This is a genomic window from Streptomyces sp. TSRI0281 (assembly GCF_001905125.1).
In the GTDB taxonomy this organism is placed as follows: Bacteria; Actinomycetota; Actinomycetes; order Streptomycetales; family Streptomycetaceae; genus Streptomyces.
The window spans coordinates 55,445-67,747 of sequence record NZ_LWLE01000003.1 but is presented as its reverse complement, the minus strand read 5'-3'; the positions used below and the strand labels follow the sequence as shown (position 1 = coordinate 67,747).

Annotated in this window: 11 protein-coding genes; 1 reads left to right on the top strand and 10 read right to left on the bottom strand. The window is 72.5% G+C overall.

Annotated features, from left to right (window positions below):
- Positions 1–46: 46 nt before the first annotated feature.
- Positions 47–376, top strand: coding sequence for a hypothetical protein (locus A6A29_RS08690; RefSeq protein ID WP_073719427.1), 330 nt, complete (start codon positions 47–49; stop codon positions 374–376).
- A 43-nt stretch (positions 377–419) separates the two neighbouring features.
- On the opposite strand, the gene A6A29_RS08685 is transcribed toward A6A29_RS08690, so the two are convergent.
- The 10 genes from A6A29_RS08685 to fbaA form a co-directional block, all read right to left on the bottom strand.
- The gene (locus A6A29_RS08685; RefSeq protein ID WP_073719426.1) at positions 420–1,625 is read right to left on the bottom strand and encodes a cytochrome P450; all 1,206 of its coding nucleotides are present in this window, start codon (positions 1,623–1,625) and stop codon (positions 420–422) included.
- 242 nt (positions 1,626–1,867) lie between these two features.
- On the bottom strand, positions 1,868–2,530 hold the full coding sequence (locus A6A29_RS08680; RefSeq protein WP_073719425.1) for a response regulator: 663 nt from the start codon (positions 2,528–2,530) through the stop codon (positions 1,868–1,870).
- Positions 2,527–3,867, bottom strand: coding sequence for a sensor histidine kinase (locus tag A6A29_RS08675; protein ID WP_241838389.1), 1,341 nt, complete (start codon positions 3,865–3,867; stop codon positions 2,527–2,529). Before A6A29_RS08675 ends, A6A29_RS08680 begins: the two co-directional genes overlap by 4 nt.
- Before the next feature lie 214 nt (positions 3,868–4,081).
- Positions 4,082–4,957 (bottom strand): alpha/beta hydrolase, encoded by an 876-nt coding sequence (locus A6A29_RS08670; protein ID WP_073719424.1) that lies wholly within the window; start codon positions 4,955–4,957, stop codon positions 4,082–4,084.
- Positions 4,958–5,172: 215 nt separating this feature from the next.
- Entirely contained in the window at positions 5,173–6,396 is a 1,224-nt protein-coding gene (gene kynU / locus A6A29_RS08665; RefSeq protein ID WP_073719423.1) for a kynureninase, read from the bottom strand.
- A complete protein-coding gene (locus A6A29_RS08660; RefSeq protein ID WP_073719422.1) occupies positions 6,389–7,237 on the bottom strand; it encodes a tryptophan 2,3-dioxygenase family protein in 849 nt (282 codons plus the stop codon). The genes kynU and A6A29_RS08660 overlap by 8 nt, the downstream gene beginning before the upstream one ends.
- A gap of 242 nt (positions 7,238–7,479) precedes the next feature.
- On the bottom strand, positions 7,480–7,893 hold the full coding sequence (locus A6A29_RS08655; protein WP_073719421.1) for a DUF3151 domain-containing protein: 414 nt from the start codon (positions 7,891–7,893) through the stop codon (positions 7,480–7,482).
- 48 nt (positions 7,894–7,941) lie between these two features.
- The gene (locus tag A6A29_RS08650; protein WP_073719420.1) at positions 7,942–9,450 is read right to left on the bottom strand and encodes a DHA2 family efflux MFS transporter permease subunit; all 1,509 of its coding nucleotides are present in this window, start codon (positions 9,448–9,450) and stop codon (positions 7,942–7,944) included.
- A 567-nt stretch (positions 9,451–10,017) separates the two neighbouring features.
- Positions 10,018–11,181, bottom strand: coding sequence for a MalY/PatB family protein (locus tag A6A29_RS08645; RefSeq protein ID WP_073719419.1), 1,164 nt, complete (start codon positions 11,179–11,181; stop codon positions 10,018–10,020).
- A gap of 99 nt (positions 11,182–11,280) precedes the next feature.
- Positions 11,281–12,303 carry a class II fructose-bisphosphate aldolase gene (fbaA, locus tag A6A29_RS08640; protein WP_073719418.1) on the bottom strand — a complete coding sequence of 341 codons (1,023 nt, stop codon included), beginning with the start codon at positions 12,301–12,303 and terminating at the stop codon, positions 11,281–11,283.

Below are 12,303 nucleotides of genomic sequence, written 5' to 3'. Positions count from 1 at the left end.
CCGACGCGGCCGGAACCGGACTCCGCCCCGCCGCGTCCCCCCGCACATGGACACTCGACGAGAAGCCGTCACCGGAATCGCCGGATGCCTGGTCGCCGCCGTCGGCGCCGTCGCGGGTCTCGCGGCCTGGACCCCGTACGGCCGGGACGGGCTGTTCGGCGGCTTCGAATCCGCCTCCAACTGGACCGTGGTCTGGCTCGGCCTCCCCATCATGACGCTCGGCGGAACCGCCGCCGCGCTGGGCGTCTTCGCCCTCGTCCGGGGCCGGTGGCGCCCCGCACTGGGCCTGATGGCAGCCGTCACGGCCCTGGCGGTCCTCGGCTACGGCTTCGACGTCCTGGCCGGCCCGGAACCCCGGATGTGCGACCCCTGCTGAGCCGGCCGCACTCCGCCCCCGCTCCCGCCCCCGCCGCGTCGGCTCACAGCTCCACGCGCAGCTCCTTCAGCCCCCGGATCACATACCCGGGATGCCACTCGGGCTCCGCCGTCACCCGCATCGTCGGTGCCTTGCGCAGCAACTCACCGAACGAGGCGGCGAGTTCGATACGGGCCAGCGGCGCGCCCAGACAGTAGTGGATACCCGCCCCGAACGTGACGTGCGGGTTGTCCTGCCGGGACAGATCGAGCACATCCGGCTCCGCGAACCGTTCCGGGTCCCGGTTGGCCGAGCCGAACAGCAGCGCCACCTCCGACCCGCGCGGAATGACCGTGCCGCCGATCTCGATGTCGTCCAGCACCCAGCGCTCGAACATCTGCAACGGGGTGTCGTACCGCATCAGCTCCTCCACGGCCGTCGGCAGCAGCCCGTGGTCCGCGCGCAGCGCCGCCAGCCGGTCCGGGTGCGCGAAGAGCGTGCGCCACCCGTTGACGGTGGTGTTGACCGTCGCCTCGTGCCCCGCGTTCAGCAGCAGCACACAGGTGGAGATCATCTCCTGCTCGCTCAGCCGCTCCCCCTCGTCGTGGGCGGCGATGAGCGCGGAGATCAGGTCGTCCCCCGGCTTCCCGCGGCGCTCGGCGATCAGTTCGCGCAGATACGCGGAGAAGTCGACCGAGGCGCGGACGGCGGCCCGTGCGGTCTCCTCGGACGGGTTCAGCTCGTACATCCCGCAGATGGCCGCCGACCAGGGCCGCAGCAGCGCCCGGTCGGACTCCGGGACCCCGAGCATTTCGGCGATGACGGCGACCGGCAGGGGTTCGGCGACCGCGGCCAGCAGATCGCCGCCGCCCTCGGCGACGAGCGCGTCCACCAGTTCGGCCGCCAGCCGCCGCACGGTCGGCGCCAGCCCCTCGACCGTGCGCGGGGTGAACGCCTTGGAGACGAGCCGCCGGATCCGGGTGTGGTCGGGGGCCTCCAGATCGAGGATCCCCTGCCCGTTGAGGGTGTGGAACGGCTCGTGCGCGTCGGGCGGCGCCGGGCGGCCGAACTCCTCGTGGGTGAAGCGGTGCAGATACGTGCGGCCCAGGCGCCGGTCACGCAGCAGGCCCGACACATCGGAGTAGTGCGGGATCAGCCACTGCCGGGTCGGCTCGAAGTAGTGCGCCCGGCCGGTGGCACGCAGAGCGGCGTAGGCGGGGTACGGATCGGCGACGAACGCCGGGGACCAGGGGTCGAAGGACACGTGCATGACCCGACGCTACCGGCGCCGGGCGCTTCCGCAAGGGCTCCGGTGCGTACGGGGCCGGCCGGCGCCGTACGCAGAGGCTTCACGCCGTCCCGGGAGGCCGGCGCCACACGGGGGCCCGGCGCCACACGGGGGCCGGCATCACGCGAGGCCGGCATCACGCGCGGCCCGGCGCCACGCGGAGCCCGGCATCACGCGGAGCCCGGCGCCACGGGCCCCTGCCCGGCGCCCCGCCCGTCCGGCCCTCAGCCGGGCGTGACCAGCCGGGCCTCGTACGCGAACACCGCCGCCTGGGTCCGGTCGCGCAGCCCGAGCTTCACCAGGATGCGGCTGACATGCGTCTTGATGGTGGATTCGGCGACCACCAGATGGGAGGCGATCTCCGCGTTCGACAGGCCCTGCGCGATGAGCACGAGCACCTCCGTCTCCCGTTCCGTGAGATCACCGATCCGGGCGAGGGCGGGCGGCCGGGGCGTCTCGGCGACCTTGGCGAACTCGGTGATCAGCCGCCGGGTCACGGTCGGCGCGAGCAATGCCTCGCCGGACGCCACCACCCGTACACCATCGGCGAGTTGCCGCGCCGAGGCGTCCTTGAGCAGGAAGCCGGAGGCCCCGGCCCGCAGCGCCTGGTACACGTACTCGTCGAGGTCGAACGTCGTCAGTACCAGCACCTTCGCGTCCGCGTCCTGCGCCACGATCTCGCGGGTCGCCTCGATGCCGTTCATCACCGGCATCCGGATGTCCATCAGCACCACGTCGGGGCGCAGGGCCGCGACCTGCGAGACGGCCTGCCGCCCGTCGACCGCCTCACCGGCGACCGCGATCCCCGGCATCGCGTTGAGCAGCACGGAGAAGCCCTCGCGCACCATCATCTGGTCGTCGACGATCAGGACCCGGATGTCTTTCATGCCTTGCCGTCCCGCTCGGTGTCGTATCTGTCATGCGTGTCATGCGTGTCATGCGTGTCGTACGTGGTCTGTACGGGGATGAAGGCGGCGATCTCGTATCCGCCGTCCTCGGTCGCCCCCGCCGTCATCTCCCCGTTCAGCATGGCGACCCGCTCCCGCATTCCGGTGATCCCGTGCCCGGCCCCCGGCGAGGGCTTCACCAGGCCGGTGGGCGGCCCGTTGACGACGCGCAGCCCCAGTCCGCCGAGCACATAGCCGAGCTCGACCTGTGCGGTGGCGCCCGGCGCGTGCCGCAGCGTGTTGCTGAGGGCTTCCTGGATGATCCGGTACGCCGACAGCTCGACGCCCTGCGGAAGCTCGCGCACCGCACCGGTGATCGTCTTCTCCGACTCCAGACCCGCCTCCCGCACATTGGCGAGGAGCCCGTCGAGCCCGTCGAGGGTGGGCTGCGGGGCGTCCGGCGCCTCGTAGTCGTCCGCGCGGACCACCCCGAGGACCCGGCGCAGCTCGGTGAGGGCGGCCACCGCGTTCTCCCGGATGGTGACGAACGCCTGCTCCAGCTCGGGCGGCGGGTTCTCCACCCGGTAGGGGGCGGCCTCCGCCTGGATCGCGACGACCGACATGTGGTGCGCGACGACGTCGTGCAGCTCACGGGCGATGGTGGTGCGCTCCTCCAGCAGCGTGCGCCGGTCGCGCTCGACGGCGGTGACGGTGCGCTGCACGGTCACCTCACGCTGGGCGTCGCGCCGGACGTGGACGATGCCCACCACGAGCAGCGCCATGGCGGAGAGCACGAGCATCGGCCCGATGCTGGAGGAGTACCGCATGGGCCCGCTGTTCTCCATCAGCAGGGCGAGCAGCAGGCTGGCCGTCCACATCCAGGTGGCGGTACGCGGCCGTGTCCTGGCCGCCACGACCACCAGGACCACCAGGTGCGCGAAGAAGCTGCTGGGCCCCCACAGCCAGTCATTGCTGGTCACAGCGGTGATGAAGGAGACGGCCATCGACACCCAGAACGCGGCGACCGGCCTGACCAGGGTCAGCGCGACCGGAACCGCGGGCAGCGCACCGAGGAAGAACTGCCGGTGCCATGTGCCGATCGCGAGCATCACGGTGAAGAACGCGGCCAGCAGTACCAGGGCGTGCGGGGTCCAGACGGCGTGCTTCCGCAACCGTGAGGGCACCAGCCGGAAGAACCGCCCCTCGCCGCTCAGCGGGGCCAGCGGGCGGTAGGCGAAGATGTCGTGGAAGAGGTCCTGTCGCAGGCCGGCTATCGCGCCCTTGACGGCCCGCAGCTCCGGGCTTCTGGTCTTCGTCTGGGTCTGGGTCTGGGTCACGCCTCCACGGTAGGCGGCGGCGCGGCGCCGGTCGTCCGCAGTGATACGGATTCCGGAGCGTCCCCCTCAAGTACTACGAGGCGCAGCCGCGCGCCCGGCGCACATCCCCGCACGGCGCACCCGCACACCGCCGCGAGCCCCGCACACCGCCCCGCGAGCCCCGCACACGCCCCACCGCACAGCAGCACGACACCGCCCCCGCGCACGCCCGCCCTCACCACGCCAGCTGGGCCAGCTCCTCCGCCACCACCGCGCACGCGTCCGCCGAGGGGTCGATCAGCGGGAAGTGGCCGACGCCCTCCAGCAGGGTCAGCCCCACCATCTCGCCCGCCTTCGCCGCCGCGTCGACGAACGCCTCCGACACCGCCTGCGGCACGGTCAGGTCGTCGGTGCCCTGCACCACGGCCGTCGCGATGCCGGTCGGCAGCAGCGCGGCCGGATCGCTGAACGCCCGACGGCCCTCGAACCCGTCCTTCCCACCCAGGAGTTGCCCCACGGCCCCGGAGCAGATCCCCAGCTCGACGGCGGCCGTGAAGTCGGCGATCGGCGCCAGGGCGACGACCCCGCGCAGCGGCGGCGGCGAGGGCAGCCGCCACGGCGACCCTTCGGGAAGCTCGTGCCGGGCCGCCGCCCACAGCGCCAGGGTGCCGCCCGCCGAGTGTCCGGTCACCACGGTCCGCCGCAGATCGGCCTGCGGCAGTTCCCGGGCGGCCAGCACCGGCAGGGCGTCCATCGCGGCGGCGACATCGTCGAACGTCTCGGGCCAGCGGCCCGCGACCGGCCCCGCACCGCCCTGCTGCGGGATCTCGCTGCCGCGCCGGTACTCCACGTTGGCGACGGCGAAGCCGCGCCGGGCCAGGAAGTCCGCGAGCGGCGACACATGGGCCCGGTCGTACGGGGCCCGCCAGGCCCCGCCGTGGAACAGGACGACGAGCGGCACCCCGGTCCGGCCGTCGCGCGGCGCGAAGAAGTCGATCACCTGGTCGGGGTGGCTGCCGTAGGCGGCGGACCGATCGGGGGCGACCACCGGATGCGCGAACGCCGACTCGGTCTCGGCGGCGTCACGCTCACGCGCGGCAGAATCCGACATGCTGCTCCAACCGTCCAATGCCAATGCCTGTGCCAATGCCTGTGCCAGTGCGTGTGCCTGTGCCAGTGCGTGGTCCCGACGCCAGTGTGCACCCTCACGGCGTGGCCGGGCCTATGCCGGGGCCATGTGCCCAACTGGCGTGACCTGCGGGGACGGTACCAGTCGGGGGCGGGCCGTCCGGACCGCCCCCGTCCGCCCGGTCCGCCCGCTTCCCCTCACTTCCCCTTCGGCACCTCGGCCAGCACCTCGGCCAGGACGCGCGCGGCCCGTTCCGCGTCCGCGAACCCCACGTACAGCGGAGTGAACCCGAACCGCAGGACGTCCGGCCGCCGCAGGTCACCGACGACGCCCCGCTCGATCAGCGCCCGCATCACCGGCTCGGCCTCCGCGCAGCGCAGCGCGACCTGGCTGCCGCGCTCCGCGTGCGCGAGGGGGGTGACCGAGCCGACCCGGCCGTCCGGCACATACGCGGCGACGCACTCCAGGAAGAAGTCCGTCAGCGCGAGGGACTTGGCCCGTACGGACTCGACGGAGACCCCGTCCCACACGTCCAGCGAGGCCTCCAGCGCCAGCATGGACAGGATGTCCGGGGTGCCGACCCGGCCCCGTACCGCACCGTCCGCCGGGGCGTACCCCGGCGTCATGGCGAACGGGTCCGCATGCGACGTCCACCCCGGCAGGGGCGAGTCGAAGGCGGCCTGATGACGCTCGGCGACGTACAGGTAGGCGGGCGAACCGGGGCCGCCGTTCAGGTACTTGTACGTGCAGCCGATGGCCAGGTCCACCCCGTGCGCGTCCAGGCCGACCGGCAGGGCGCCCGCGCTGTGGCACAGGTCCCAGACCGCGAGGCCGCCCGCCGCGTGCACGGCGGCGGTCAGCCCGGGGAGGTCGTGGAGCCTGCCGGTGCGGTAGTCGACGTGGTTGAGCAGGACGAGGGCCGTACGGGGGCCCATCGCTTCCGTCACCTCGGCGGGTGCGACCGGGACGATCCGGTGGCCGGTCATTCGGGCGGCGGACTCGGCGATGTACCCGTCCGTGGGAAACGTCGTCGCGTCAACAAGGATCTCGTCGCGTCCGTCCGCCGCCAGCCGGCTCGCGGCGACGACCGCCTTGAAGACGTTCACGCTGGTCGAGTCGCCGACGACGATCTGCCCGGCGGCGGCCCCGACGAGCGGCGCGATCCGGTCGCCGATCCGTTCGGGCGCGGTCCACCAGCCGCTCTCGTCCCAGGACCGGATGCGCAGCTCGCCCCACTGGCGGGTGAGGACGTCCTGGACGCGGGCGGGTACGTGGGCCGGCAGCGCACCCAGTGAGTTGCCGTCCAGGTAGACGGTGTCGTCGAGGGTGAACAGGGCGCGCCGGGAGGCGAGTTCATCGGCTGCGTCGAGCACGGCGGCCCGCGCGGCGAGTCCCGTCGTGGCCGTGGTGGTGTCAGACATGGCTGCGCGCCGTCCACAGCTCGGGGAACACGTTCTTCGTGGCCCGCTTCTCCAGCCAGGCCACTCCGGCGGAACCGCCGGTGCCGGTCTTGGAGCCCATCGCCCGCCGGGTGGCGACGAGATGGTCGTTGCGCCAGCGCCAGACCAGTTCGCCGACGTCGGTCATCAGCTCACCGAGCCGGACGAGGTCGTCGTACCGCTCCGGATCGCCGTAGATCTCCGCCCAGACGGCCTCGATCTCGGGGGACGGCTCGTACTTCAGGGTCAGGTCCCGGCCGAGCACGTCCTGCGGCACGGCGTGGCCGCGCCGGGCGAGCAGGGCGAGAACCTCGTCGTACAGGCTGGGCTCGCCCAGCGCCTTCTCCAGCTCGGCGTGGACACGGGGCGCGCCCCGGTGCGGCACGAGCATGGACGCGGACTTGTCGCCGAGCAGGAACTCCATCCGCCGGTACATCGCCGACTGGAAGCCGGAGCCCTCGCCGAGCGCGCTGCGGTAGGAGTTGAACTGGCCGGGGGTGAGTGCGGCGAGCGGCGTCCAGGAGGCGTTGAGCGCCTCCAGTTCCCGCAGGGAGCGCTTCAGTGCGTCCCGGGCGACCGGTATGCGGTCCTCGCGCAGGGCGTGCGCCGCGGTCTCCCACTCATGGACGATGACGGTGAACCACAGCTCCATGACCTGGGTGGTGACCAGGAAGACCATTTCCCCGGGGTCGTCGGAGCGAAGCTGCTGGAGATGGGTCAGGACATCCGCCTGGACATAGTCCTCGTACGGAGTCGTTCCCGCGAAGTCCAGGTGCGGGGCCTGCGCACCGGTGGCTTCGGGGTCGGGGTGGTTGGTCGACATTTCTGTCTCCTCGACACGAGCTTCCGGGTAGCGGTCCGCCCCTTCCGTGAGGTGGTGGAGCTCCGGTCCCCTGTTCGCATCCTAATCCTGGCGCGCGCCGGGCGTACGTCGGGCGTACGCCGGAACCGGCCGCCCTCCCGGCGCACCGCGGGGGCGGAACACCGGGACGGCACCGGGCCCCGCGGGCGGTGGTGCGGCCCGCGGGGCCCGGTGATCTGTGCTGCGTACGAGCGGGGGGCGGCTCAGCCCAGGATGTCGGCGGCGGTCGGCGAGGAGTCCCGCAGGAACGTCGAGCAGCGCTCGTACTCGTCCTGCTCGCCGATCGCCTGGGCGGCGCGGGCGAGGGCGTGCAGCGCGCGCAGGAAGCCGCGGTTCGGCTCGTGCTCGAACGGGACGGGGCCGTGGCCCTTCCAGCCCGCGCGGCGCAGGGAGTCGAGGCCGCGGTGGTAGCCGGTACGGGCGTACGCGTACGACTCGACGACCCGGCCGCCCTCGAACGCCTCGTCGGCGAGCTGAGCCCAGGCCAGCGACGAGGTGGGGTACTTCGCCGCGACCTCGGCGGGCGGCGTACCGCCCGCGAGCAGCTCGCGGGGTTCGGGGTCGTCGGGCAGATGGGTCGGGGCAGGGCCCCCGAGAAGGTTCTCGTGGATGGACATGGGATCAAGTGTGCCTGGCACGGGGAGCCGGTGGGGCCGCACCCCGGTTCACGTTCCGGCACGTGTGTGCGGCTCGTGCTCCGGCTCCAGGGGCGGCGCCGCGACCCCGCAGTGCACGGCGCACTCGGGCCGGGTGTCGCGGCCCGCCGCGGGCGGGGTACGCACCGTCCAGCAGGCGATCACCGAGCCGGCCACCAGCAGCCCGGCGCACATCGGCATGGCCCGGCGGAAGGTCGCGGCGAACTCGCCCGCGTCCCGGTACGCCTCCGGTCCCATGCCCGCGAGCAGCGGCAGCGCGGCGACCGCGATCAGCCCGGCGGCACGGGCCGCCGCGTTGTTGATGCCGCTGGCCAGCCCCGCCCGCCCGGCGTCCACGGCGGCCAGGACGGTCGCGGTGAGCGGCGCGACGAGCGTGACCAGGCCCAGGCCGAGCACCAGCACGGCGGGCAGCACGTCGCTCAGGTACGAGGTCACCGAGGCCCCGGGTCCCACCCGCAGCATCAGCAGCATCCCGGTGGCGGCCAGCAGCGGGCCGACGGTGAGCGGGATACGGGGGCCGATGCGCCGCCCCAGGTCCCCCGCCGAGGCGGAGAACAGCAGCATCAGGACGGTGGTGGGCAGCAGCGCGGTGCCCGCGCCCAGCGCCGAGTACCCGGCGACCACCTGGAGCTGGATCGCGGAGAGGAAGAAGAAACCACCCAGAGCCGCGTACACACAGAGCGTCACGATGTTGACCGAGGTGAACAGCCGGGACCTGAAGATCGACGGCGGCAGCATCGGATCCGGCCGCCGCCGCTCCACCTGCACGAACGCCACGCCGAGCAGCACCCCGGCCACGGCCGAGCCGATGACGAGCGGCGACGCACCGCGCCCCGGCGCCTCGATCAGCGCATAGGTCACCCCGGCGAGCGCGAGCGCCCCGAGCACGGCCCCCAGGACATCGAACCGGCCGTGCGCCGCCGGGTCCCGGGACTCCGGTACGTGACGCAGCGCGACGGGCACACAGATCGCGGCGAGCGGCAGATTGAGCAGGAACACCCATCGCCAGCCGGGCCCGTCGACGAGCCAGCCGCCGACGAAGGGCCCGACAGCGGCACCGACCCCGCCGAGCCCCGACCACAGGCCGACGGCGCGGGCCCGGTCGTCCGGGTGGAAGCTCGCCTGGATGAGGGCCAGCGATCCGGGGGTGAGCAGCGCCCCGCCGACGCCCTGGAGGGCCCGTGCGGCGATCAGCACCGCGGCGTTCGGCGCCACCCCGCACAGCAGCGAGGCGAGCGCGAACCACACGACCCCGACGACGAAGACCCGCCGCCGCCCGTACCGGTCCCCGAGCGCCCCACCGAGCAGGATCAGCCCGGCGAGGGTGAGCATGTACGCGTTGACGGTCCACTGCAACGCAGCCAGATCGGTACCGAGGTCCTCGCCGATGCGGGGCAGGGCGACGTTGATGACCGTGGAGTCCAGCATCGCCATGCTGGAGCCGAGCACCGTGGTCAGCACGACCCAACGCCCGACAGGCGACGCAACGCGAATGCTCCCCGGCTCGGCATCAGGCATAAGAGCAGCATCCCCGCTACACACCACACCGTCCATCGGAACCCAGCCCCGATGCCCCAACCCACCCCACCCGACCAGGCGGCCACATCCAGCCCGCCCGGCGATTGAGGGCACCCTCCCCCGGGACCCGGGCCGAGCCACCAACCCCACCCCACCCGCCGGCCATACCCAGCCCGCCCCGGCCAAACCCAGCCCGCCCGGCGATTGAGGGCACCCTTCCCAGGACCCGGGGCAACGCCACCAAACCCCACCCCACCCGCCGGCCATACCCACCCGACCAGGCGGCCACATCCAGCCTGCCCGGCGATTGAGGGCACCCTTCCCGGGTCCGGGGCAACGCCACCAAACCCCAGCCCGCCCGGCGATTGAGGGCACCCTTCCCGGGTCCGGGGCAACGCCACCAAACCCCAGCCCGCCCGGCGATTGAGGGCATCCTCCCCACGGCCCGGGGCAACGCCACCAAACCCCAGCCCGCCCGGCGATTGAGGGCATCCTCCCCAGGGTCCGGGGTAGCGCCCCGGTTTCGGGAAGGGGCGGGTAGGGGAACACGCCCGCCGCAGGCGCCCCCTACCGCACCGCCCCCACCCCCCGAATCAACGCCTCCACCCCCGCCCCCACCTTGCTCCGAGGACACCCCACATTCAGCCGCAGAAACCCCTCCGCCCCGTACACCGCCCCCGGCATGATCGCGACCTTCTCCCGCTCGATCAGCACCCGCTGCAACGCCTCGTCGTCCACGCCCAGCGGCCGCAGGTCGATCCACGCCAGGTAGCCCGCCTGCGGCGGCTCCCAGCCCAGCTCGGGGAAGGCCGTGTTCAGCCGTTCCGCGACCAGCTCCAGGTTCCCCGCCACATACGCCCGCACCGCGTCCAGCCACGCCCCGCCGTCCCGGTACGCCGCGATGTGCGCGGTCAGCGAGAGCACGGCCGGCGAGGCCAGCCCCTCCGCCGTCTCCATGCGCCGCAGGAACTCCGCCCGGTCGGCCGGATCGCCGACGATCCCGTACGAACCCGTCAGCGCCGGAAAGTTGAACGACTTCGACGCGGAGCTGATCACCGCCCAGCGCCCGTCGCCACCCACCCGCGTCCACGGCACGTGCCGGTACCCCTCGTGGACGAAGTCCGCGTGGATCTCGTCACTGATCACCGCCACCCCGTGCCGCCGGGCCGACTCCGCCATGGCCTCCAGCTCGGCCTCCGTCCACACCCGCCCGGTCGGATTGTGCGGCGAACACAGCACGAGCACCTTCGCGTCCGCCCGCGCCAGCTCCCGCTCCAGCGCCTCCGCGTCGCCCACCGGAACGCCCCGCAGCTCCCGCCCGAGCCCGGTGACCGCCTTGCGGAAACCGTCGTACGTGGGGGTGTGGACGACGACCCCGTCGCCCTCGCGCGTCCACATCTGCAACAGCTGCGAGAGCTGGCTGAGCACCGAGGGCGCGTAGACGAGCCGGTCCGTGTCGATCGTGGTGCCGTAGCGGGTCGCGTACCAGTGGGCTATCGCCGACCGGAAGTCGTCCTGCTGCCAGGTGGTGTAGCCGAACACCCCGTGATCGAGACGGGCCCGCAGCGCGCTCAGTACCTCGGGCGCCGTCTCGAAGTCCATGTCGGAGATGGTGAACGGCAGCAGACCGTCCACTCCGAACCGGTCGGCGACCCCGTCCCACTGGATGCACCAGGTACCGCGGCGGTCGACGACGGTGTCGAAGTCGTAGGACGAAATCGGCGTACTCACAACGGATCCCTCACTTCAGTGCGTCATGGATGCCGCCCGGACATGCCATGGGCCCGGCACCCCAAGGGGTACCGGGCCCACGACGGATGTCCGTACGGACTACTTCAGCTTCGTACCGGTGGAGCGCAGGTTCGCGCACGCCTCGGTGACACGCTTGGCCATGCCCGCCTCGGCGGACTTGCCCCAGCTGCGCGGGTCGTAGAACTTCTTGTTGCCGACCTCGCCGTCGACCTTCAGGACGCCGTCGTAGTTGCGGAACATGTGGTCCACGATCGGCCGGGTGAAGGCGTACTGGGTGTCGGTGTCGAGGTTCATCTTCACGACGCCGTTCTCCAGCGCGGTGGCGATCTCCTCGGCCGTGGAGCCGGAGCCGCCGTGGAAGACGAAGTCGAACGGGGAGGACTTGCCGTACTTGGCGCCGACGCCCTCCTGGAGGTCCTTCAGGAGCTCGGGGCGGAGCACGACGTTGCCCGGCTTGTAGACGCCGTGGACGTTGCCGAAGGAGGCGGCCAGCAGGTAGCGGCCCCTCTCGCCCAGTCCGAGCGCCTCGGCGGTACGCAGCGCGTCGTCGACGGTCGTGTACAGCTCGTCGTTGATCTCGTGCGTGACGCCGTCCTCCTCGCCACCGGTCGGGGTGATCTCGACCTCAAGGATGATCTTGGCGGCGGCGGCCTTGGCGAGCAGTTCCTGACCGATGGCCAGGTTGTCGGCGAGGGTCTCGGCCGAACCGTCCCACATGTGCGACTGGAACAGCGGGTTGAGGCCCTTGGCGACACGCTCCGCGGAGATGTCGATCAGCGGACGCACATAGGTGTCCAGCTTGTCCTTGGGGCAGTGGTCGGTGTGCAGCGCGACCGTGATGTCGTACTTGGCGGCGACAATGTGCGCGAACTCGGCCAGGGCTACGGCGCCCGTCACCATGTCCTTGTTGTACTGGCCGCCCAGGAACTCCGCCCCACCGGTGGAGATCTGGACGATGCCGTCGCTCTCGGCCTCCGCGAAGCCGCGCAGCGCAGCGTGCAGGGTCTGGGTCGAGGTCACATTGATGGCCGGGTAGGCGAACTTTCCTGCCTTCGCCCGGTCGAGCATCTCGGCGTAGACCTCGGGGGTTGCGATGGGCAT